General features: G+C 50.0%; 25 protein-coding genes and 1 pseudogene. 17 read left to right on the top strand and 9 right to left on the bottom strand.

Features of this window, described 5'->3' with window-relative positions:
* Nucleotides 1-7: 7 nt before the first annotated feature.
* The 7 genes from H8709_RS03850 to H8709_RS03820 all read right to left on the bottom strand — a co-directional run bounded on the left by H8709_RS03850 (nucleotide 8) and on the right by H8709_RS03820 (nucleotide 5464).
* Nucleotides 8-1948, bottom strand: coding sequence for a DNA polymerase (locus tag H8709_RS03850; RefSeq protein WP_262397054.1), 1941 nt, complete (start codon nucleotides 1946-1948; stop codon nucleotides 8-10).
* Nucleotides 1949-2015: 67 nt separating this feature from the next.
* On the bottom strand, nucleotides 2016-2204 hold the full coding sequence (locus H8709_RS03845) for a hypothetical protein (RefSeq protein WP_262397053.1): 189 nt from the start codon (nucleotides 2202-2204) through the stop codon (nucleotides 2016-2018).
* Between the two features lie 20 nt (nucleotides 2205-2224).
* The gene (locus H8709_RS03840; protein ID WP_262397052.1) at nucleotides 2225-2800 is read right to left on the bottom strand and encodes a DUF2815 family protein; all 576 of its coding nucleotides are present in this window, start codon (nucleotides 2798-2800) and stop codon (nucleotides 2225-2227) included.
* Between the two features lies 1 nt (nucleotide 2801).
* Entirely contained in the window at nucleotides 2802-3929 is a 1128-nt protein-coding gene (locus tag H8709_RS03835) for a DUF2800 domain-containing protein (RefSeq protein ID WP_262397051.1), read from the bottom strand.
* A complete protein-coding gene (locus tag H8709_RS03830) occupies nucleotides 3919-4302 on the bottom strand; it encodes an rRNA biogenesis protein rrp5 (RefSeq protein ID WP_262397050.1) in 384 nt (127 codons plus the stop codon). The genes H8709_RS03835 and H8709_RS03830 overlap by 11 nt, the downstream gene beginning before the upstream one ends.
* Nucleotides 4303-4548: 246 nt before the next feature.
* Entirely contained in the window at nucleotides 4549-5058 is a 510-nt protein-coding gene (locus tag H8709_RS03825) for a hypothetical protein (RefSeq protein WP_262397049.1), read from the bottom strand.
* Between the two features lie 274 nt (nucleotides 5059-5332).
* Nucleotides 5333-5464, bottom strand: a complete 132-nt coding sequence (locus H8709_RS03820; protein WP_262397048.1) for a hypothetical protein — start codon at nucleotides 5462-5464, stop codon at nucleotides 5333-5335.
* A gap of 268 nt (nucleotides 5465-5732) precedes the next feature.
* Here H8709_RS03820 and H8709_RS03815 point away from each other — a divergent pair, with 268 nt between their 5' ends.
* The 8 genes from H8709_RS03815 (at nucleotide 5733) to H8709_RS03780 (ending at nucleotide 13148) form a co-directional block, all read left to right on the top strand.
* Complete coding sequence (locus H8709_RS03815) at nucleotides 5733-6296, top strand: hypothetical protein (RefSeq protein ID WP_262397047.1); 564 nt, start codon at nucleotides 5733-5735, stop codon at nucleotides 6294-6296.
* An 11-nt stretch (nucleotides 6297-6307) separates the two neighbouring features.
* A complete protein-coding gene (locus H8709_RS03810; RefSeq protein ID WP_262397046.1) occupies nucleotides 6308-6958 on the top strand; it encodes a hypothetical protein in 651 nt (216 codons plus the stop codon).
* Between the two features lie 12 nt (nucleotides 6959-6970).
* Nucleotides 6971-9253, top strand: a complete 2283-nt coding sequence (locus H8709_RS03805) for an AAA family ATPase (protein WP_262397045.1) — start codon at nucleotides 6971-6973, stop codon at nucleotides 9251-9253.
* A 14-nt stretch (nucleotides 9254-9267) separates the two neighbouring features.
* Nucleotides 9268-9471: a helix-turn-helix domain-containing protein gene (locus H8709_RS03800; RefSeq protein WP_262397044.1), complete on the top strand. Its 204-nt coding sequence runs from the start codon at nucleotides 9268-9270 to the stop codon at nucleotides 9469-9471.
* 89 nt (nucleotides 9472-9560) lie between these two features.
* Complete coding sequence (locus tag H8709_RS03795) at nucleotides 9561-10334, top strand: hypothetical protein (RefSeq protein WP_262397043.1); 774 nt, start codon at nucleotides 9561-9563, stop codon at nucleotides 10332-10334.
* Complete coding sequence (locus tag H8709_RS03790) at nucleotides 10327-10923, top strand: Eco57I restriction-modification methylase domain-containing protein (protein WP_262397042.1); 597 nt, start codon at nucleotides 10327-10329, stop codon at nucleotides 10921-10923. The genes H8709_RS03795 and H8709_RS03790 overlap by 8 nt, the downstream gene beginning before the upstream one ends.
* A gap of 392 nt (nucleotides 10924-11315) precedes the next feature.
* Nucleotides 11316-11552: a hypothetical protein gene (locus H8709_RS03785; protein WP_014080336.1), complete on the top strand. Its 237-nt coding sequence runs from the start codon at nucleotides 11316-11318 to the stop codon at nucleotides 11550-11552.
* A gap of 375 nt (nucleotides 11553-11927) precedes the next feature.
* Nucleotides 11928-13148 carry an MFS transporter gene (locus H8709_RS03780; RefSeq protein WP_002584949.1) on the top strand — a complete coding sequence of 407 codons (1221 nt, stop codon included), beginning with the start codon at nucleotides 11928-11930 and terminating at the stop codon, nucleotides 13146-13148.
* Nucleotides 13149-13228: 80 nt separating this feature from the next.
* Here the strand turns inward: H8709_RS03780 and H8709_RS03775 are convergent, their stop codons facing one another.
* Together H8709_RS03775 and H8709_RS03770 are read right to left on the bottom strand one after the other, a co-directional pair.
* Nucleotides 13229-14029 carry a helix-turn-helix domain-containing protein gene (locus H8709_RS03775; RefSeq protein ID WP_002575858.1) on the bottom strand — a complete coding sequence of 267 codons (801 nt, stop codon included), beginning with the start codon at nucleotides 14027-14029 and terminating at the stop codon, nucleotides 13229-13231.
* A gap of 78 nt (nucleotides 14030-14107) precedes the next feature.
* Nucleotides 14108-14371, bottom strand: a complete 264-nt coding sequence (locus tag H8709_RS03770; RefSeq protein WP_002575859.1) for a hypothetical protein — start codon at nucleotides 14369-14371, stop codon at nucleotides 14108-14110.
* A 228-nt stretch (nucleotides 14372-14599) separates the two neighbouring features.
* On the opposite strand from H8709_RS03770, the gene H8709_RS03765 reads away from it, so the two are divergent.
* From H8709_RS03765 to H8709_RS03725, 9 genes and pseudogenes are all read left to right on the top strand, one after another.
* Nucleotides 14600-15013, top strand: coding sequence for a cysteine-rich VLP domain-containing protein (locus H8709_RS03765; RefSeq protein ID WP_002575860.1), 414 nt, complete (start codon nucleotides 14600-14602; stop codon nucleotides 15011-15013).
* A 111-nt stretch (nucleotides 15014-15124) separates the two neighbouring features.
* Nucleotides 15125-15520, top strand: a complete 396-nt coding sequence (locus tag H8709_RS03760; protein ID WP_002575861.1) for a replication initiator protein A — start codon at nucleotides 15125-15127, stop codon at nucleotides 15518-15520.
* 173 nt (nucleotides 15521-15693) lie between these two features.
* Nucleotides 15694-16637, top strand: a pseudogene (gene mobV, locus H8709_RS03755) (MobV family relaxase).
* 4 nt (nucleotides 16638-16641) lie between these two features.
* Nucleotides 16642-16833 (top strand): hypothetical protein, encoded by a 192-nt coding sequence (locus H8709_RS03750; RefSeq protein WP_321118048.1) that lies wholly within the window; start codon nucleotides 16642-16644, stop codon nucleotides 16831-16833.
* A gap of 94 nt (nucleotides 16834-16927) precedes the next feature.
* Nucleotides 16928-18439 (top strand): recombinase family protein, encoded by a 1512-nt coding sequence (locus H8709_RS03745; RefSeq protein WP_002575864.1) that lies wholly within the window; start codon nucleotides 16928-16930, stop codon nucleotides 18437-18439.
* Complete coding sequence (locus tag H8709_RS03740; protein WP_262397041.1) at nucleotides 18427-18927, top strand: Eco57I restriction-modification methylase domain-containing protein; 501 nt, start codon at nucleotides 18427-18429, stop codon at nucleotides 18925-18927. Before H8709_RS03745 ends, H8709_RS03740 begins: the two co-directional genes overlap by 13 nt.
* Nucleotides 18928-19041: 114 nt before the next feature.
* The gene (tet(40), locus tag H8709_RS03735) at nucleotides 19042-20262 is read left to right on the top strand and encodes a tetracycline efflux MFS transporter Tet(40) (protein ID WP_002578914.1); all 1221 of its coding nucleotides are present in this window, start codon (nucleotides 19042-19044) and stop codon (nucleotides 20260-20262) included.
* A gap of 367 nt (nucleotides 20263-20629) precedes the next feature.
* The gene (locus H8709_RS03730) at nucleotides 20630-20788 is read left to right on the top strand and encodes a hypothetical protein (protein WP_262397040.1); all 159 of its coding nucleotides are present in this window, start codon (nucleotides 20630-20632) and stop codon (nucleotides 20786-20788) included.
* Entirely contained in the window at nucleotides 20781-21071 is a 291-nt protein-coding gene (locus tag H8709_RS03725; RefSeq protein WP_262397039.1) for a hypothetical protein, read from the top strand. The genes H8709_RS03730 and H8709_RS03725 overlap by 8 nt, the downstream gene beginning before the upstream one ends.
* Nucleotides 21072-21099 lie beyond the last annotated feature (28 nt).

Here is a 21099-nt window from a genome sequence, read left to right as displayed (position 1 = left end):
TACCTCGTTAATCTTTCTTATAAAAATTGGTCTCATAGCCATCGGCACGAAGCTGCAGCCCCTTTGCCCAAGGCGGAGTCATGCCCATCTGGTCGCAGACTGCCTGCATGGACATCCGGGGATCAGCCTCAATGACTACCTCGTCATGGATGTGCATCACGATGGAGCAGCAACGGAGCGTATTCATGGCATAGCAGAGGATGTCTCGGGCGGTTGCCTGCACAATGTTTTCCACGAACTTGGGACCGTAAGAATCCAGCCGCTCCCACTTTTTCGTACTGCCGATGCCCTCGTAGGTGATACAATCGCCGCCGAACTTGTTCTCTCCGATTTTCGGCTTCACATAGGCAAGCTGTCTGCCGGAAGGGAGCGAGATGAACAACATCCCGCTTTTGCAGGAAAATTCAATGCCGTGGGTTTCATTGGTGTGCTTGTATCGGACAGCCTCCATAGCGGCGCGGTCAACATCCCACCACAGCTTGGTAATGTTGGGGTTGGACTGTCGCCAGGCAGCCACCAGGGGCGGCAATTCCTCTTCCGTCAGGCCCATTTCCAGAGCACCCATTGCTTTCAGCGCCCCTACCGAGCCACCATAGCCAAGGGCCAATTCGGCAATTTTGCCTTTCTGACGGAGGTGACCGTTGATGCCGTGCTTTTCCACCGGAACGCCGAACATCTGAGATGCAGACGCGCAGTAGATGTCCTTGCCCTCGGCAAAGACCTCCTGCCGCCAAGTCTCCCCGGCAAGCCATGCAATGACCCGGGCTTCAATGGCAGAGAAGTCGGCAACGATGAATTTCCTGCCGTTCTGAGGGACAAATGCTGTGCGGATCAGCTGGGATAACGTGTCCGGTACATCCTCATAGAGCATCTCCACAGCTTCAAAATCACCGCTGCGGACAAGGCTTCGGGCTTCAGAGAGGTCGTTCAAATGGTTCTGGGGCAGATTCTGCATTTGAATGATGCGGCCTGCCCATCTTCCGGTGCGATTGGCACCATAGAACTGGAACATACCCCTGGCGCGGCCATCGGCGCAAACAGCAGTCTCCATTGCCTGGTATTTCTTCACCGAGGATTTGGCAAGCTGCTGACGCAGGGTCAGAACAGTCTGCAATTCTGGGGGCGCGGTCTTCAGCATTTCAGCCACGGCTTTTTTGCCCAGGGTATCCGTTTCCAGGCCATTATCCGAAAGCCACTGCTTCATCTGCTGGACGGAGTTGGGGTTGTCCAGGGCGGTCAGTTCCTTCATGGCATGAGTCAGTTCGGAGCGGGATCGACCGTCCATCTGAATGGCCTGCCGCACCAATTCCATATCCAGCCCCACACCCCGATCATTGATCTCCTGATCCAGGTGGTACTCGTCCCATACGCTGTCCGGCACCGGAAATTTAGAAAGCCGAGCCTGGATAGCCATTTCGGTTTCCACATCACGGATATTGTATTTTTTGAAAGCCAGCCACTTATCCGGGGCATGGGCCGGAAGGTTGCGGGTACGCTGACCGTTGGATTTCGTGGGCGCACAGGGCTGACAAAAATACTTGATGAGTTCTTTGCCTTCAGTCAGCTTTTGCTTTTCCAGACCCAGCACGGCACCGACGCCTTCCAGGGAAAGCGGCAGTCCCATTGTGGCAGCCCAGACCATGGAGCATTTCCAAGAGTCCGGAGCAAGGTATTCACCGGTGGGATAGCCAAGATACCGGGAAAGGCAGATGCGTTCAAAGCTGGCATTGAAGGCCCACTTGGTAACAGAATCGTCCTCCAGAGCGGCGAGAATGTCTGTCGGAATCTTCTCTCCGCAGGCCAGATCGACCAGCTGGACGGGACCACCATCCGCACTATAGGAGAAAAGCAATATTTCAAATACGGGAGACTCCACATAGCGATATACGCCGGTTTTTGCAAGTGGCTGATCGCTGTAAGTCTCGATATCAATTGAGAGAGTTTTCATGTTCACCGGTCCTTTCACATTCCCCGATAGGGCGGCAGATTGCTCTACCGCCCATGGGGATGGATGATTACTTGTTCAGCAGTTCCTCCATGCGCTTGGCATGATATTCCTTGTCACGTTCAGCCTGGGCCAGCTCACGCTTTTCGCGTTTGCGGTCATAGACGAAGGACTGGATGGAAGTCACCAGGAAGCTGATGCTGATGCACAGCCAGGCGAACAGGAGTGCGGTGATGAGAATGGTCTGAATCGTTGTCATAGTTTTTTACCTCCATTGTCTTAACCGAGGAAATCCTCGTCATCGTCAGTTGCGAAATCGGACTCAGCGCTGGCTTTGCCGCCCAGAGGCTCACCGGGACGAATCAGCTGCAGGTTGTTCAGACCGCAGGCGATTCCCTTATTTCCGTTGGAGTTGAAGGCATAGAAGTTGATGCTGGCACGGCCATATACGCCGGAATAAACTTCGGAACGGGTCAGCACGGGGTTGCGGTCCGCATCCACGATGCCGGGAGCGGTAGCGGAGTTGGCGTTGACGAAGTATGCGTTAGCATACGCGGGGTCGTCGGGACGCTCCAGATCTCCGTCTCTCAACGGATTTTTAATGGCAGCGAGAGGAGGCACGGAGCGACCGTTGCCCTTCAGCTTGGCCTGACCCTCCTGGTATGCAGCTTCGATTGCCGCCTTGATCTTAGCGACTGTCTTGGTATCGGATTTCGGGATGATGAGGCTGACGCTGTACTTCGCTGCGCCGCCGTTGATGGACTTGGGCTCCCAGACATTGGCGTAAGACCAACGGGTATCGGGACCGGTGATAACTTTCATGGGATTGGTGGCTCTGGTTGTGTTGTTAGACATATCAAAATTCCTCCATAAAATCGTTTTTGGCTGTATTCATCGCCGGACGTTTGTCGCTCTCCAGCACGAGCGTGGGTTTCCCTTGCGGCTTTTCAATGTAGGGAGAGAGAAGCTCCTCAAAGCGGGTCTTGCCCAGCAGCTTTTGCATGGCGGTGACACCAAGAACTTTTCGCTCATAGGGGTCAAGTCCTACGCTTTCAACAGCAGCGGCAACATCGGCCTCACTGGTGTACTTGCGGTTGGAACGACCTTCGACCAGTTTCCAGCCGGTCCATTCCTTACCGCTGATGGCTTGCTGAAGGGCATATTCCTTTACATCGGATGCCCAGGATGTCAGTGCATCGATACGACCCAGAATGTCGGCAATCTCCTCGTCCTGGAGCAGAGCCGGGTTCAGGAAGTCGTATTGGGCGAGCCTCAGATTGTAGATGGCGCGTTCTCTGCATTCGGCCTTTGCCTTGCAGAACCGGCACCATTCGCCGCAGCTGAAGTTGCCCTGACCCTCGTATGCCAGCCGTGCTTTTTCGGTCAGTTCAGTGTCTGCCCAGGTGAGCAGAGCGTCCTTGGACATCTCGAAGATGCTGATGTTGGACTTCCGGGGCTGATAGATGGTCATGCGGACGGTGTCAATGTCGTAGATGCCATCGAAGATTTCCAAGGCACCCAAGGCGTAGAGCATCATCTGGGGATTGTGGTCTGCGCTGACTTCAATCCCGGCACCGTATTTCAGATCCACTATGTTCAGCAGACCTTCTGCGATGCAGATACAGTCGCCGGTGCCGAATCCTCCGGGGACCCAACGGGAGAAGTCCACCCGTTGCTCGATCATGACCACAGGGTCGGAGCAAGTCTGTTTGGCGGTTTCCAAAAGCTCTACCACATAGGCTGCATACCCTTGGGCGCAATCTTCCATCTCAGCGTTGTACCAGGTGAGATTTTCGACCGGGTCTTCCGTGGGAATTCCCAGTGCCTGCTTGAGCCTGGCTTCAGCCAACGCATGAGCATCGGTACCTTCGGCGGCATAGTCACTGCTTTTGTCCTCGTAGGTTTCGCATAGCCTTGCGGAGGGTGGGCAGTTCAGCCATCGCTCGGACGATGATGCGGACAGAACAGCGTGCTTAGTTGCCATCACCGAGTACCTCCGCTTCGGCAACGAGTGCCTCGTAGTGGACGGGGTCGATTCCGGACAGCTTGGCTGCGCCGTACTTCTGGAGCAGAGCGCGAATTTCAGCGGTGTGCCCCTTTCGGGACTTGTCCGCGAGGACGGCTCTGACCTGTTCCAAAGAAGGAGTGGCTTCAGCTTTGGCCTCTTGAGGCAGGGCTTTCGGCTCTTCAGGATGAGCATCTACGCGTTCTGCCTTCGTTTCCGTAGATGCCAGGGCATCTGCTACAGCCTGCAGGCTCTCGGCCAGGTTCTTGAATTTCTCGATAACCGGGATAAGACTATCGGCTACAGCACGGGCATCCTCGACGACATCCAAAAGCAACTTGATTTTGCTCATTCTGTTTTCCTCCTTCCTTGGTTTGACTCTGCTGGCTGACGGCTGCGATATTCCGTGCCAGTCTACGGGACACCACGCTGATGGCGGTAAGGATTTCCACGATATCTTCGTCCGCCGCGGTGCCGGGGTAGTTTTTTGCGGTGTTACTCATCGGCGTTTCCTCCTTTCCCAAGGCGTCTTGTGTTGCCTTTCATCGATCCATCTGGACAGAAAAGGAAGAAATGGCCGAAAGAGAAATTATTTTTTTTAGAAATTTTCGCGGATGCGCTTCAACAGCTGATTTTTCTTGTACACAAAGGTGTTTCGAGGCATATTCAGCTTTTCAGCACTGGCGCGCTCGGACAGCCCGTCAGCCAGAACCATAAGAATCTGATAGCTTTCCGGGTCGGAATCCCGCAGTTCGGAAAGAAGGTGGTTCAGGATCATACTGTCGATGCCGATTTCTGTGGTCATGGCCTCATCGGCAAGGAAGCTATTTCGTGTGCCGTTCTTCTGCGTAATTTCCATCTCGCCATCGATGGAAAGGTGCTGGGGTGCATCCTTGGGAATACAGCGATACTCACATTCCTCACACAGGCCATCGCACTTGTAGCTTTTCTTATAAGGAATGCAGCAGGTGCCTGCTCTCTGCTTCGATTTGCGGGTTGTGCCGATGAAGCGTTCCCAATTCTGTTTTTCCTCCAGGGTGACTTCAATCCACTTATGGAGGGGGCGATAGTAGATCTGCGGGGTGGTCTGATTGTCATTGGTTTTCATGAAAAAGTCCTCCGATTTTCGATTTCTCGAAACGGAGGACTCTGGGTGCTGCCTAAAAATGGGTGCAAGAAACCGACCGCAGTCCTAACGGAGTTCTCCGTTTCGGTCTGCAGCAAACCCGCTCAAAAGGCAGCTACATTATTTACTTGTGCCGCCGGGTACCGTTGAGCCATCAGTGATCAAATGATGCGGTATCCGGCGGTGAGCAGTTAATGTCTGCTCGGGACAAAATTTGGCGGGTTGATTGTTATCAGTCGCCGCCGACCAAAGATGCTTAATTCTTCTTGGTCTGTGCTAAAGCGCTTCCAGCAACGGATTTAGACTTTGCGCCGTAGCGGTTGTCCCTCAAAATCTTGCTTGCTTTGGAAGCAACAGCTTTTGAGGTCTGCTTCGTGTTCTTAGCCATGATCTTCACCTCCTCATAGTCAAATGGCGAAAGGGCGAGTTCACGATTGCGACTTCAAATTTGCGAACGCAGAAAGGAAATTAGCGAAACGGGTAGAAATATTCACAAGTTTCTGTTACAATATATATTGCAGTCGCTGCCGCAGGGGTTTGCCCTGTCGCGGAAGCTGTTTTGTGTCAGCTTCTGTAATCATTATAGAAAATCGGGCTGATAGGATTAGGTAGCCACTGATAGGCTTTGATAGGTTTCGGCGAGGAGATAAGAAAACATGGAATTCAAGGACTTCGTGCAAATACTGCATCCGATAATTGGCGGGTCAAGTAGCCAGGGGGCTTTTGTAAAAACACTTTTTGAAGTCATCGTCACGGAAGATGGCCAAAGTGCGCTGGACGAGCAGTCTGAGGTCACTTATCGTTCTTATTTCAATGGACAAACGGGCATCTCCAGAATTGCAAAGAAGATTAGCCCATATATCGAAACTGAAAATTTTGTGTCCTACATCCATGACTTTTCGGATGAGACGGTTTTGAGTCTTTGTGACAGTTTTAGGGAATACCTGCCTGAAATAGATAGCTTCAACGCAGGAAGGCAGCTGGCAGATTTGTTCCTTTCTATTTTGAAAAATGCTGCCGGGACAAAAAGAAAAAGCCCAGCATCATCAGAAGATGACGCTGAACCAATAGAGGCGGAGGTCGTGGATGACGATGAGCCATCAGGTGCCGCCCAAAACGATAAAAAAATGACCGTTATTCAACAGCAGATCAATGTCATCCAAAACGGAGAAAAAAACTTCAATCTGACGAATAACGGTACGATGAACTTTAACTTTTGAGGCGGTACATTATGAACAACGATCTGAGCATTAAGCAGACCGACCAACTGGCTACCCCCACCCTACAGCAGACCGGTACTAACAATGTTGCTGTATCCAATCAGCCGGGAGGCACGGTCAACTTAACATACAATATTAATTATCCCCAGATGGCAGACTCCTCGGCAGAGATGATGATTGCCATCCAATCCTTCAGCAAGGAGTATTATCAGCTGATTGTTACTTGCGATGAGGATGTTTTTAGCACGGGCGTGGTGTCGGTGATCGCAAACCGTGCGTTAACAAAATACAATGTTCCGCCGGAGATTTTTGACAGATGTTCTACTCTCACGGAAGAGGGCATTGCGGAACTGAAACGTTTCCCGGCAATCATCTGCAAGGAAAATACAGAGATGAAGGGCGTAACTTCTCCCGACCAATACTGTATGCTGTGCTATATCCAGAAGGTGATGAAGGTTGGAAAAAATATAAAAATCGCATTTAAGCCGATTGCACCCATTCAGCAGTTGAAACTGTGTGACAAACGGAATGCAATGTTCTTCGGCTTGAATATGGATTGCGCGATTACGGACCTGAACCATAGCGCCTGGTCCGTTCGTAAAGTAAATGTATTCGAGGCGTTTAAGGAAGCCGGAATTCCGGGCATTCCGATGCCTGTATAAGGAGGTGTCTTTATGGCTGACAAAATCAAATCAGAGATTGTCCGCATTGATTTGACGGATGCAAGCTATAAGGACAGCCATGCCTATATTGAGCCGACCTATGTCAATTTCTTTTTCGGCAATAATGGCGCTGGTAAATCCACGATAGCAAAAGCCATAAAAAGCAGTGCTGGCCTAACCTACGCTCCCGGGAGAACAGCATCAGATTATTTGCCGCTGGTATATAACCAGGATTTCATTGATGAGAATTTTCGCAGCTACCGTAATATGAAAGGCGTGTTTACGCTGAACGCCAAAAATGCAGAAATCCAAAAACAGATTGACGAGGTTACGGAAAAGCGTACTCAAGTAAAGAAACTCTTGTCTGAGGCAAGTGACAAGAGAGGAAAAATTACCAACGCCAAAGATAAGCTGCACAAGGATTTCCTTAAAGAGTGTTGGGAACGCGGCAGAACTCTCCGTGATGATTTTCCCGGTACCATGGACAAGAAGGGAAAGTCTGATCCATTTGCCCGTGAAATTCTGAAGCACGCCCCGGCAGATATTGATATGGAGGATTTGCGGCGGCTTTATGAATCGGCGTATTCTGAAACAGCAAAGCGTTACCAAAGGTTTACTACTATCGCTGACCCTATGGTTATGGACACGGTAGATGGACGAGAAATACTGAGTAAGCCCATTGTCAATAGTGCAGATACTGAACTTGCCGGATTCCTGCGTGATATTGGCGCAACGGAATGGATGCGGCAAGGGCATGATGCGTATTCTCATAATGCGAACGGAAGATGTCCATATTGCGGCGGTGATTTACCTGCGGATTTTGAGCAAACCTTTATTGCCAGCTTTGACAACAGGTATCAGGAAAACCTGCGTCTCCTGGATGAATTTCTGGCGCGGTATAAAAAATCTGCAAATGAGTTATTCGTGCCTTTACAGACAACACCGGTCGAACTGTATCCGCAAATTGATCTGAAACCGTATGCCGATAAGCTGGCAGTCCTCAAGGCGGCTATTCAGGCCAACATCGAAACGATAAAGTCCAAAGCGGAGAATCCAGCTTCTGCAGTAGCTCTTACAGATATTCAGCCCATTCTTGAAGATTTAGCTGAGATCATTAATGGATTTAATTCTTTGATTGACGCAAATAACGCCATCGTTGCTGCGGGTCCTACCAAGCGTACTGAATGCACCGATGCTGTCTTCAGCCTTCTCGCTTTTATGCTGAAGGATGTCATTGCTACCTATAGGAAAAGTGATGGAGATATGCAGGCTGAACTGGACGCTCTTGATGCGGAAATAAAGGCGCACAATGCCACTCTGGATGAAATCAAGACACAGCTCAAGACGCTCCGGGGAAAAACGGTAGAAACGGATACCGCTAAAGACAGCATCAATCTTATGCTGCGCGATTCAGGTATGCGAGGCTTCAGCCTTGAACCAAAGGCTGGGGTCGACAACGTATATGAAGTGCGCCGTCCTGATGGTACCATAGCTGATAATTTGAGTGAGGGCGAAAAGAACTTTATCGCGTTTCTGTATTTCTACCATCTGGTACACGGCAGCGACTCTGCTGACGGCGAAACCAGAGAGAAAATCGTTGTCATTGATGACCCTGTTTCCAGTATGGACAGCGGTTCACTATTTATTGTAAGCACTCTCGTTCGACAGATGATTGAGATCTGCAGGAACAACGCCGACAACCGGAACCGAACAGCCGAAGGAAACTTCATTAAACAGATTTTTATTCTAACCCATAATGCGTACTTCCACAGAGAAGTGTCTTACAGCTATGTGGCAAAGTACGACTATGCATCATTTTATCTGATTCGCAAGATCGGCACAAAATCCACGATTAAGCTGTGTGATGATGTTAATCCGAATGCGCCGACTGAACGGATAAATGTAAACCCAGTTAAAAATTCTTATGCTGCTCTTTGGGATGAGTATAAAGAAGTACAATCCGCAGTCCCGCTGATGAATGTCATTCGCCGCATCCTGGAATATTACTTCCTTCAGTTGTGCGGATACGAGGGATCGCAGCTTCGTCAGGTCATTTTGATTCAGGGCAAAGCCGAGGGCCGATTCAAAGATGCTGATGGCAATGACGATGAAGAAAAATTCCAGCTGGCCTCCTCCATGTTGGCATACATCAATGCAAGCTCTATCGGTATGAGCGATGGCATGGATTTTGTTGAGGATTGTCTAGATGCCGATGAGTGTCGGAGCATTTTTGAAATGATATTTGACGCCATGAAACAGAAGCAGCACTATGACATGATGATGGGAAATCAGTAAAGGAGAAACTAAAAATGCGTATCAGCTACAATAAATTGTGGAAGATGCTTATCGACAAAAATATGAAAAAAAGTGACCTCAAGGAGAAAGCCGGGATCAGTTCAGCCTCCATCGCTAAACTGGGGAAAGGCGACAACATCACTACGGACGTCCTGATAAAAATCTGTGAGTCCCTGGATTGCCATCTGGAAGATATCATGGAAACGGTAGACGATTAAGTCCTGTATTTGGGACAGCTAGTATATTTTAATTAAGGATGGACCAGTACAAAACTTGGTCTAAACGTAGAAAGAGGTGATGTCGCACGATGGCAAGACAAGTGAAATCCAAGCAGCGCGTGGCGGATCACGGCGAGGTGTTTACGGCTGAGCGTGAAGTGGAAGCAATGTGCGACTTGGTGAAGCAAGAAACAGAACGAATCGACAGCCGGTTTTTGGAGCCAGCCTGCGGTGATGGGAATTTTCTCTCCGTTATTCTGAAACGGAAGCTGACTGTCGTGACTAAAAAATATAGACGCAGCGCTTATGATTGGGAGCGCAACTCCTTGTTGGCCCTTGGCAGTATGTATGGCGTAGACATCATGCTGGATAATGTCCTCGCCTGCCAGGAGCGTCTGTTTGAGATTTGGAATAAGGAATATAAAAAGGTTTGCAAAAAGGAATGCAATGACGAGACGCGGGAGGCTGCCCGGTTTATCCTTCGCCTCAACATTGTCTGCGGAAATGCGTTGACGCTCATGTGCTGTGATGCTGAGGGCAAGGAGTTGAATGTTCCGATCATTTTCTCAGAATGGACCTTCCCGTTCAACGATGCCCGTATGCAGCGCAAGGACTATACTTTTGCAGAACTGCTGGCAATGGACGAACCGAAACCGGCAAAGAAAAAGAAGAATGCCGACGCAGACTTCGTTCAGGGCACCCTGTTTGATATGGGGCTGGATGAGCCTGAACAGCCGGACGATGAAGGCAAGTTCTTGCAGCAATATATTGCGCATTATCGGCACATTCAGGACGATGATACCCGATGGAGAGAGGCGTATCTTCACTTACACCTGACGAAGGAGGAAAATGACAATGGCTAACGGCCTTTTTGATAATGTATATAATCCGGACGTGCTGTCCTGTCTGGCGAACCTCTCCAACGACGAGGTATTTACGCCGCCCGATATCGTAAATCAGATGCTGGATATGCTCCCACAGGAGTTGTTCCGCAACCCGGATACGACATTTTTAGATCCGGCCTGCAAAACGGGAGTGTTTCTGCGGGAGATCGCAAAACGGCTGATTGTCGGTCTGGAACCTCAGTTCCCGGATCTGCAGGAACGAATCGACCATATTTTCCATAAGCAGCTTTTCGGTATTGCAATTACAGAACTGACAAGTCTGCTTTCTCGAAGAGGTGTATATTGCTCAAAATATCCCAACAGCGAGTTTTCTGTTACACATTTCGACGATGCACAGGGAAATATTCGATTTAAGAGATTAAAGCACACATGGCAAGGCGGTAAATGCATCTTTTGTGGGGCTTCCCAAAGCGAGTACGACCGTAACGAAGCATTAGAACAGTATGCTTATGAAATGATTCATACCACCAAGCCTGAGGAGATTTTTAGCATGAAATTTAGGTCAGTTTACAAGGAACTACACGCAGACCGTGAAACGGGCTGCTGACAACAAACGGCGCTATGCTCCCGGCTGGGTGCATAGCACCTGTTTGTTGCGGGGGTTTCCAAAGGGGGCAGCGCCCCATTTGGCACACGACTTTGCGGAGCAAAGTGTAGTGTGTTATACGCTCTGTCGGCGTTGCCCTGAAAATACCGTTGCCGCCGGGGAGGGCAAGGGCATTTGACGCGGCAGGAAAGCAGGGCTTTGTTTGGGGCTGGTAAGCCGGAAACAAAGGGCTGATTTCAGCAGCAGACAGGGCGTATTATGAAAGCCCCCGTCCCTCGTCCTCCGCCCCCGGCCTATGGGACAAAAAGTCCCAAAGCTCTGGACACCGTGACCAGATGTGTGGCCACACTCCGGGAAAAGTAGCAGGACGGCAGGAAACCGTCAAGGCTGAAATGAATGGGCTGACGCCCGGCCTTGACCGTTCCCCGCCGCCCCGCTGGATGGGTGGACAAGGTGGCCAATCCCTAAAAGTGTTTGGCCGCACTCGTTCATTTTGGGGCCTTTCTTCTCCCAAAATTGAAATGGGCGGGAAAGCCCTAAAATGGCTTTCCCGCCTTGATTACCCATTAGCAAAGACGGGCGAGACTGTCAACGGCGGCGCTGAAAGCGCCGTTCATCTTGACCGTTGACTGGCTCGCCTGGCTTTGCTACTGCCCGTAAGAGATGGAAAAACAAGATGGAAAACAAGGTTAAAAATGGTTGACAAGTCTATCGGATGTGTGTTATACTGTGCGACAGTTTGAGATTGGAAGGAGGCTTACGTGTGTTAATTTGTGTACGCTAATAAGCAATAAAAAGTAGAAGTACCTTTCCACATGATGGTGGGCTTTTTTTGCGTGCGTATGCAAAGGAACACGTAGGTTTGACACGAGCAGTCTTTGAACTGTATCGTGGTGTTTTTTCGTGCTTTGTTGTTATGCAGGCGTCTGCCCTCTCTGTGGGACAACGCCTGCTTTTTATTGCAGAAACAAAGGAACAATGCAATAAAAAAGGAGGTTCGCATTATGACCCAAAACAACAATTCATGGAGAAAAACTTATTTTACACTTCTTGCCGGACAAGCAATATCCTTTATTAGCAGCGGTATTTTGCAAATGGCCATTATCTTTTATTTGGTTGCGAAAACTAATTCTGCAATCATATTGACGGCGGCAACACTGATTGGATTTTTGCCGCAAGCCTGTTTAGGCCCGTTTGCAGGTGCTTTTGTTGACCGGCACAGCCGTAAAAGCGTAATGATTGGTGCGGATTTGATAATTGCCGCCGCTGGCGGTATTCTGGCGCTGGTGGCGTTTTACATGGAATTGCCCGTATGGTCTATTATGGTTGTCCTGTTAATCCGAAGTGCGGGAACTGCTTTTCATTCTCCAGCATTCAGCGCAGCAACACCTATGATTGTGCCAAAAGAGGAACTTACAAAATGCGCTGGTTACACGCAGACCATGCAAGCAGTAAGTGCGATTATCAGTCCAGCTGCCGCAGCGTTTTTATATGCTGTTTGGCCTCTTAATGCAATTATATTGTTAGATATTGTGGGTGCAATCCTTGCCTGTGTGACTGTTGCGATTTCGTCCATACCAACGCCTGAACTATGTCCAGAAACGAAAAGACAACAGTTTTTACAGGATATGAAAGAGGGGTATGTGGTATTAAAGCAAAACAGGGGCCTCTTTGCTCTGCTCTGGATTGGTGTAATTTATATGTTCTTTTATATGCCAATCAGTACGCTTTTTCCTCTCATCTGTATGTCATACTTCAAAGGAACACCGGCCCATGCCTCTGCCGCTGAAATTGCTTTTGCGGTTGGTATGCTGCTTGGCGGAGTCATTCTGAGCATTTGGGGCGGTTTTAAGAAACGGCGGTACACCATCGGTCTTTCCGTTCTCCTGATGGGCGTTAGCAATATGCTCTCCGGGCTTTTGCCGCCAGACGCATTTCTTGTCTTTGTTGTGTGCTGTACTGTTATGGGAATTTCCGCTCCATTTTACGGTGTGCAAAATGCGATTTTTCAAGAAACGGTCAAACCAGAATATCTGGGGAGAGTTTTTTCTCTACTGACAAGCGCCGCTTCCCTCGCCATGCCGTTTGGCCTTGTCATTTCCGGGCCTCTGGCGGAGCGGCTGGGAGTTGAGAAATGGTTTGTCATTTGCGGAATTGGCATTATCATCGTTGCGCTTGCCGTATTTTTACTACCCGGTTTGAGAGAGATTGACAATACGCAATAATCAACTGCACCTTTTTCTATTACTAAACAAAATGCCTGGATGGTGGTTCTGAAAAACCAGAACCGCCGTTCAGGCATTTTTTATCTTCGTCCTCTCTGCGGTTTTGGATTCTTCAGCAAGTCGGATTTTTCCGCAATCTTTTTCAGCCACTTCCGTTCTTCTACTGACAGCTTCCTAAAATTCAGCTTGAGCCGTTTGCAGATAAACGCCAAGTACGCTTGTTCCGTGTCGCTGTCCTGGCTGACGATTTCACCAGCAGTTTCCAGCATTTCTTTTAGCGGGTTATCCTCTGGGACGCTGAAAAAATCGTCCTTGTGTGTTTCCCGCAGAGCAAGGGCAATCCCGTTTATGTCCCGTTGTATCACATAGCGGCAAAACTCGTCCTCATCAATATGGGCGGTGATAAGCTGTCTTAACTGCGTATCACTCATGCCAGGATTATGCTTTTTTATAACAGTTGCGCTCATCGTGTCCACTATGGCGTTTGCACCCTGCGCCTGTTTCAGTGCCGTTCCGTTCACATAGATTTCAAGGTCAGCCATCAGCCGGGGGAAATCCGGGTGCGCCGCCAGCTCACACAGCAGGGTATTGTCTATCCTCCCGCTTTTCAGCAGGTCAATCATTTCATCACTCAAACGCAGGTCTGCAAGATCGGCGTTTGGGTGATTTTTCATTTCAGACAGCCCCAGCAGATAATCAGCGGTCACACCGTAAAACTTCGCCAGCCGGATAAGGGCATAGTGGCTGATGTCCTTGAAGTCTTCCGTTTCGTAACTGCCCAGCGCAGACTTGGAAAGCCCGGTCTGCTCCGCAAGCTGCCCCAGCGTCAAGCCACGCTCCACACGTAGGTCTTTTAATCGCTCTTGTATGGATAAAGACATATTCACCCTCCTTGCTAGCTCAACGAAAGAGAAGCCGTTATGCTATGTACTATGCTCATAGCATAACGGCATAGGCATTTACAGTTTTATTTTACCATTTGCTACATCTTCACGAAATTTATCAACAAGCTTCGCTGTCAGCTTGGATTTACCGTAGTGTTCAAGTACAAAAGTACGATAACTTTTTCCATCTACAAGCACATCACTTTTTCTGGTCAACAACCAATTTCCGTTACCTCCTCCCTGTTCTCTAATATTCCAGTCTTTCCCATATCTTTTATAGATTTCATCTTTTTTACCTTGAACAGACATTGATTCGCTTGGAATATAAACAATTTGCATAATAGCTCCTCCTTTATTTTGTGCAAGAAGACCAGAAACCTGAATTTGTCTTTTATCTTTTTTTGATTATATCACAAATCCGAGAGCGTGGAAATAGGGAGTTTTTCAGGCTGATTTCCTACCTCTTGGATATACGGCACAGGCGGTCAAAAAGGTGTAGACTTGGGATAGTTCATCGATGGACAAGCACCTTGGAAACAGAACACGCCAAAGAAAACGGAGGGACGCATGAGCAAAAGACCCTATCAACACCTGCCGCCGCTGGAACACAGGCCGGACGGCTCCCCCTACCGCATAACCCCGCCCCAGAAGAGACGAGCCAGCGGCCTGATACGCCGGGAGTGCTGCAACTGCGAGGACGGAAACTGCCTTGCGCTGGACGATGGCGACACCTGCGCCTGTCCGCAGATGATTTCGTTCTCCGTCTGCTGCAAGTGGTTCCGCTGGGCGGTCTTGCCGCTGGACAGGACGCTGGAAGCGGAGATTTACCGGGACAGGGACTTGAAACGCTGTGCGGAGTGCGGCGGTGTGTTCGTCCCGAAGTCCAACCGGGGCAAATACTGCCCGGACTGCGCCGCCAGAGTTCACAGGCGGCAGAAAACAGAAAGTGAACGGAAAAGGAGGTCTGCTGTGGACAGTTAAGAGCGGGAAAAGCCTTGATTTGCAAGGCTCCGCAAGCCCTCAACCGGGGCGGCTGGTATCATTTATCATTCGCCCCGGAAAACGGGCCTCTAACCGTCCACAAAACACGCTATGACAAACACGATTTATATTCACCAGCCGGAAAAGGCGTTCAGTTTCACCCGGCTCCCCAATTTCCTTTTTGAAGCACCCACATTCCAGCCCTTGAGCAACGAAGCGAAGGTGCTGTATGCCTTTGTCCTGCGCCGGGCGGAGTTGTCCCGGAAGAACGGCTGGGCGGACGAGTACGGGCGGGTCTACCTGTACTACCCCATCTGCGAGGTGGTCGCTTTGCTCCGCTGCGGGCGGCAGAAAGCGGTCAACACCCTGCGGGAGTTGCAGTATGCGGGGCTGGTGGAAATCCAGAAACAGGGCTGTGGAAAACCCAACCGCATTTACCCGAAATCCTATGAAGCGGTTCCAAACACCGACTTCAAGAAATCCGGTTATGGTACGCCGGAGGGCTGAAAACCGTACTTGGCGAGTACGAAAATCAATCCTCTTGAAGTACGGAAATCTGACGGTATATAGAAATACAGAGATTAAAACCATCTATTTACATTCATTCCATTCCAATCCTATCAGAGATATTTTCGGCGGGAAAACCCGCCGGAAAGGAATGGAATGGGGAAAGGAGTTCAATGGCACAACACGCAATTTTGCGATTTGAGAAGCACAAGGGCCACCCGGCGGGGCCGCTGGAAGCCCACCATGAACGGAAAAAGGAGCAGTACGCCAGCAACCCGGACATTGACACCAGCCGGAGCAAGTACAATTTCCACATCGTCAAGCCGGATGGCCGCTACTACCATTTCATTCAGAGCCGCATCGAGCAGGCCAGATGCCGCACCCGCAAGGACAGCACTCGGTTTGTGGACACGCTGATTACCGCCAGCCCGGAGTTTTTCAAGGGCAAGTCCCCAAAGGAGATAGCGGCCTACTTCCAGAGGGCGGCGGACTTCCTCATTGACCGGGTGGGCCGGGAGAACATCGTTTCGGCTATGGTACACATGGATGAAAAAACGCCCCATCTGCACTTGGTCTTTGTGCCGCTGACAAAGGACAACCGCCTGTGCGCCAAAGAAATTATCGGCAACCGGGCCAATCTGACGAAGTGGCAGGACGATTTTCACGCCTGTATGGTGGAGCAGTACCCCGACCTGGAGCGTGGGGAAAGCGCCAGCAAGACGGGCCGGAAGCATATCCCCACCCGGCTGTTCAAACAGGCGGTCAACCTCTCCAAACAGGCGAGGGCCATTGAAGCGGTTCTCTCCGGCATTACCCCGCTGAACGCCGGAAAGAAGAAAGAGGAAGCCCTCTCCATGCTGAAAAAGTGGTTTCCGCAGATGGAGAACTTCTCCGGGCAACTGAAAAATTCAAGGTCACAATCAATGACTTGTTAGCGGAAAATGAAAAGCTGGAAGTCAGGGCAAAGGCCAGCGAAAAAGGCAAGATGAATGACACGATGGAACGGGCGAAGTTAAAAAGCGAACTGGACGATATGCGGCGGCTGGTTGACCGTATCCCGCCGGAGATTTTAGCGGAACTGAAACGGCAACAGCGGCAGCATGGAAAGGAAAGGTGATCTTATAAGTAATATCAGATACAAAAAGGAAATCGAAATCGTGACTTTTCAGGGAAAGGAAATCACACTGGAAAATCTCTCCCCGGTGTTCACGCCGGAACAGGAAGCAGCCAAACGCCGGGAACTGGAACAGCAGCTTTATGAGGTGTTCCGCAAGTACGCCGACAAGCGGGAGAGTGAGGAAGCCGGGACATAAGGTTTTCCAAACCCATCATTGATTTGCGGGGCTGCTGGCGGTATAATAGAACTGTCAGCAGCTCCGTTTCTTTTTTAAGAAAAGGAGCGACAATATGAACAATCGGATAGACGCAATCTATGCAAGACAATCGGTAGACAAAAAGGACAGCATTTCCATTGAAAGCCAGATTGAATTTTGCAAATACGAGTTGAAAGGCGGTAACTGCAAGGAATACACAGACAAAGGGTACAGCGGCAAGAACACAGACCGTCCGAAGTTTCAAGAACTGGTGCGGGACATCAAGCGGGGCTTGATTGCAAAGGTCGTGGTTTACAAGCTCGACCGTATCAGCCGTTCCATTCTGGACTTTGCCAACATGATGGAGCTGTTCCAGCAGTACAATGTGGAGTTTGTGTCCTCTACGGAAAAGTTTGATACCTCCACGCCGATGGGACGGGCCATGCTGAATATCTGTATCGTGTTCGCCCAGCTTGAACGGGAAACGATACAGAAGCGGGTAACGGACGCTTACTACTCCCGCAGTCAGCGGGGCTTTAAGATGGGCGGGAAAGCCCCTTACGGCTTCCATACGGAGCCTATCAAGATGGACGGTATCAACACAAAGAAGCTGGTGGTAAACCCGGAGGAAGCGGCCAATATCCGGCTGATGTTTGAGATGTACGCCCAGCCCACAACTTCCTACGGGGACATTACCCGGTACTTTGCCGAACAGGGGATTTTGTTCCATGGCAAAGAGCTGATACGCCCCACGCTGGCGCAGATGTTACGCAATCCTGTCTATGTGCAGGCAGACCTTGATGTGTACGAATTTTTCAAAAGTCAAGGTACAGTCATTGTCAATGACGTTGCCGATTTTACGGGCATGAACGGCTGCTATCTGTATCAAGGGCGAGATGTAAAGGCCAGCAAGAAAAACGACTTAAAAGACCAAATGCTGGTACTGGCTCCCCATGAGGGTATCGTCCCCTCCGACACCTGGCTGACCTGCCGCAAGAAGCTGATGAACAACATGAAAATCCAGTCTGCCCGGAAAGCCACCCACACATGGCTGGCAGGAAAAATCAAGTGCGGGAATTGCGGGTATGCTCTTATGAGTATCTACAATCCCTCCGGCAAACAGTATCTCCGCTGCACGAAACGGCTGGACAATAAAAGCTGTCCTGGCTGTGGGAAAATCATCACTTCGGAACTGGAAGCGGTTGTTTATCAGCAGATGGTAAAGAAGCTGGCAAGCTACAAGACGCTGACAGGAAAAAAGAAAGCGGCAAAGGCAAACCCGAAAATCACCGCCCTGCAAGTGGAACTTGCCCATGTAGACAGCGAGATTGAAAAGCTGGTGGACAGTCTGACGGGGGCAAACAATGTCCTGTTCTCCTATGTGAATGTGAAGATAGCGGAACTGGACGGGCGCAAGCAGGAACTTCTGGCAAGGATAGCGGAGTTGACTGTGGAGGCCATCAGCCCGGAACAGGTCAGCCAGATTTCCGGCTACCTCGATACCTGGGAGAATGTATCTTTTGATGACAAGCGGCGTGTGGTGGATTTGATGATCACCACCATAGCCGCCACAAGCGACAGCTTGAACATCACATGGAAAATCTGACTGGCGGCACCCCTCCCGTCAGATACCTACCCTGTGTAGTCCCTTGTAAACTGTACTTTGATGTAATTATTGGAAACCCACCATACCAACTAAGCGATGGCGGCAATAATGCCAGTGCAACCCCAATTTATCAGTTGTTCATTCAGCAGGCAAAAAAGCTATCACCTCGCTATCTGTCGATGATTGTGCCTTCTCGCTGGTTTGCTGGCGGAAAGGGTTTGGATGCATTCAGAAGTGAAATGATTGCTGACACACGGATAAGGGAGCTTCATGATTACCTCAATGCCTCAGACTGCTTCGGGAATGGTGTAGAAATCAAGGGCGGTGTATGCTATTTTCTGTGGGACAGGGTTGACAACACAAAGCCCATTTGCTATAATATCGCGAAGAAGAACAGCCATGTTGTTCTAATTTCAGTATCGGAGGTATTCATATGGCAAACTGCAAAAACAGAAACAAGTCTTTTAACGGCGCTTTGGGCACTTTAGGAGGCCTTTTCTAAAATCACTGTTAGAAAGGGCTGAGAAGTTTGCCCTTCCTGCGCGGCAGTCGGGCTTGTTTCACAAAACAACCCACTGATTCGTAAAGGAGAATGTAACTTCATGTTTGCTAAAAATTCAAAGGCATATTCTGTCTACCTGCTGTTCCGATTTGTCTTTTCCCTGGCGGTTTCTATGTCCACAGTGCTTTCCATCGTGTACCACCTGGAGGTGGTGCAGCTGGATGCTTTCCAGCTTGTCCTGGTAGGGACGGTTCTGGAGACCTCCTGCTTTCTGTTCGAGATACCCACCGGTGTGGTGGCGGATTTGTATAGCCGTCGGCGCTCGGTGCTGATTGGAATGTTCCTCTACGGCCTGGGCTTTCTGATGGAGGGTGCGCTACCGTGGTTCGCGCCGGTTCTGCTGGCCCAGGTTGTCTGGGGTTGCGGTGATACCTTCATCACCGGCGCTCTGGAGGCGTGGATTGCCTCGGAGGAAGAGGACAAACCCATAGACAAGGTGTTCCTGCGGGGCAGTCAAATGGGGCAAATCGGCGGCGTTCTGGGCGTGGTGCTGGGCACACTGCTGGGAAACATAAACCTGCAAATGCCTGTCATCTTGGGGGGCAGTTTGTGCTTGTTGTTGGGGCTGGTGTTGGTTCGCATCATGCCAGAAACCAACTTCTCCCCTGCTATTGAGGAACGGCAGGGCTTGCTTAAAGACTTTGTCTGCCTGTTCAAGCTCAACCTGGGCTTTGTGAAAGGCGCACCTGTGTTGCTGGCGCTCTTAGCAATCACACTATGCGGGGGACTTGCCAGTGAAGGCTTTGACCGGCTCTCCACCGCTCATTTTCTGGATGACACGGTAATACCCGTTATCGGGCCGCTGAACAGCGTCACTTGGTTCGGTGTTATCAGTCTTATCGGCAGCGGCTTAGGTATTCTGGCTTCTCAGTTGCTCATCGCCCGCATGGAGAAAAAAGGGACTGTCAGCCGAACCAGTGTGGTCATGTCCACCAGCGCCGGGTATATCCTGTGCCTGGTTCTCTTCGCGGTGGGGCGGAGCTTTTGGTTCATGTTGTTGGTGTTCCTGCTGGCGGGGCTTATGCGCACCATCAAGGAGCCTGTGCTGGCCGCCTGGATGAACGACCATGTGGATGAGAAAATGCGCGCCACAGTCTTTTCCACCAGCGGACAGCTGGACTCTTTCGGGCAGATCATCGGCGGGCCTATTGTGGGGCTGGTAGCCCAGCAGGTGTCCATACCCTGGGGGCTGGTCTGTACCGCTTTCCTGCTGTTGCCCGCGCTGTTCTTAGTGCCGGTGGCGGGAAAGAAGCGGGATTGATATGGCATAGTTAAGTTTACTGACGAGCGGGAGATTACTTCCGCTCGTCTTCATTTAGTAGCGCAAAATTTGAGGACTCTTTATTTCCTTATTCGGTATAGCGGAGGCGGCTGTCAATTCGACATAATTTTCTTGTGATACTTTACCGTACATGAGCATTTTCAGCGGTAACGAAACCCATATCATTACGCTGGATGATGAGCATCTTCATAAGGATGTAGAGCACTCCCTTATTCTGAAGCCGTCTAATTTCTGCATCCCTCCTGATTATCCTGTAGGCAAGGAGGAGTTCTTAGATGGTCTCCGAGAGTTGCATATTGGAGAATGGCGTAGCAATTATGATCCACGCCGTTTCGGATATGAGGTCTTGAACGGAACCCAGTGGGAGTTGGAGATTTTCTTTTCCGATGGTCACAAGCCCATGAAGATTTGTGGCAGCAACTCTTATCCGTACAACTTCAATAAGTTCTTGGAGCTGCTTGGCATAGAGCCTATGGAGGGTGAGGAGGATACCGATGATGAATAAAATTGTATCTGAAATCGTCGATGTCCTACTGTCTCTGCCAGAAGGAACTGAACTTGCCACAAGTGATGTAATCAAGCAATTATACGGTCACGAATATCTGACCTGCGGGGACTATGAAATTCATGGAAAAAAGTATGGTTTTGAGGACTTCTTTGAGATTGACGCAAAGGTTCACAAGCTGGCGAAGAAGCGTGGCTTAATCTTAGATGACTCCAAATATGATGGTATGGCAACGGGCCTTCCGTTTCACATTCCGTTTGTGGTACGGCGAAAGCACAAGTAAACCTTTTAATTTTGCTATACCTTTTAAT

The organism is Zongyangia hominis, assembly GCF_014385095.1.
Classification (GTDB): Bacteria; Bacillota; Clostridia; order Oscillospirales; family Ruminococcaceae; genus Zongyangia; species Zongyangia hominis.
Note: the sequence above shows the minus strand (reverse complement) of the source record. Positions and strands in the feature narration are given on the sequence as shown.

Coding starts and splice junctions, on each gene's coding strand:
- H8709_RS03725 (WP_262397039.1), top strand. CDS start 20,781: ATGAATAAAATTGTATCTGAAATCGTCGATGTCCTACTGTCTCTGCCA.
- H8709_RS03800 (WP_262397044.1), top strand. CDS start 9,268: ATGCGTATCAGCTACAATAAATTGTGGAAGATGCTTATCGACAAAAAT.
- H8709_RS03835 (WP_262397051.1), bottom strand. CDS start 3,929: ATGGCAACTAAGCACGCTGTTCTGTCCGCATCATCGTCCGAGCGATGG.
- H8709_RS03760 (WP_002575861.1), top strand. CDS start 15,125: ATGACAAACACGATTTATATTCACCAGCCGGAAAAGGCGTTCAGTTTC.
- H8709_RS03785 (WP_014080336.1), top strand. CDS start 11,316: ATGAATGGGCTGACGCCCGGCCTTGACCGTTCCCCGCCGCCCCGCTGG.
- H8709_RS03780 (WP_002584949.1), top strand. CDS start 11,928: ATGACCCAAAACAACAATTCATGGAGAAAAACTTATTTTACACTTCTT.
- H8709_RS03825 (WP_262397049.1), bottom strand. CDS start 5,058: ATGAAAACCAATGACAATCAGACCACCCCGCAGATCTACTATCGCCCC.
- H8709_RS03850 (WP_262397054.1), bottom strand. CDS start 1,948: ATGAAAACTCTCTCAATTGATATCGAGACTTACAGCGATCAGCCACTT.
- H8709_RS03790 (WP_262397042.1), top strand. CDS start 10,327: ATGGCTAACGGCCTTTTTGATAATGTATATAATCCGGACGTGCTGTCC.
- H8709_RS03795 (WP_262397043.1), top strand. CDS start 9,561: ATGGCAAGACAAGTGAAATCCAAGCAGCGCGTGGCGGATCACGGCGAG.
- H8709_RS03845 (WP_262397053.1), bottom strand. CDS start 2,204: ATGACAACGATTCAGACCATTCTCATCACCGCACTCCTGTTCGCCTGG.
- H8709_RS03745 (WP_002575864.1), top strand. CDS start 16,928: ATGAACAATCGGATAGACGCAATCTATGCAAGACAATCGGTAGACAAA.
- H8709_RS03770 (WP_002575859.1), bottom strand. CDS start 14,371: ATGCAAATTGTTTATATTCCAAGCGAATCAATGTCTGTTCAAGGTAAA.
- H8709_RS03775 (WP_002575858.1), bottom strand. CDS start 14,029: ATGTCTTTATCCATACAAGAGCGATTAAAAGACCTACGTGTGGAGCGT.
- H8709_RS03830 (WP_262397050.1), bottom strand. CDS start 4,302: ATGAGCAAAATCAAGTTGCTTTTGGATGTCGTCGAGGATGCCCGTGCT.
- H8709_RS03810 (WP_262397046.1), top strand. CDS start 6,308: ATGAACAACGATCTGAGCATTAAGCAGACCGACCAACTGGCTACCCCC.
- H8709_RS03740 (WP_262397041.1), top strand. CDS start 18,427: ATGGAAAATCTGACTGGCGGCACCCCTCCCGTCAGATACCTACCCTGT.
- H8709_RS03820 (WP_262397048.1), bottom strand. CDS start 5,464: ATGGCTAAGAACACGAAGCAGACCTCAAAAGCTGTTGCTTCCAAAGCA.
- H8709_RS03840 (WP_262397052.1), bottom strand. CDS start 2,800: ATGTCTAACAACACAACCAGAGCCACCAATCCCATGAAAGTTATCACC.
- H8709_RS03765 (WP_002575860.1), top strand. CDS start 14,600: ATGAGCAAAAGACCCTATCAACACCTGCCGCCGCTGGAACACAGGCCG.
- H8709_RS03805 (WP_262397045.1), top strand. CDS start 6,971: ATGGCTGACAAAATCAAATCAGAGATTGTCCGCATTGATTTGACGGAT.
- H8709_RS03815 (WP_262397047.1), top strand. CDS start 5,733: ATGGAATTCAAGGACTTCGTGCAAATACTGCATCCGATAATTGGCGGG.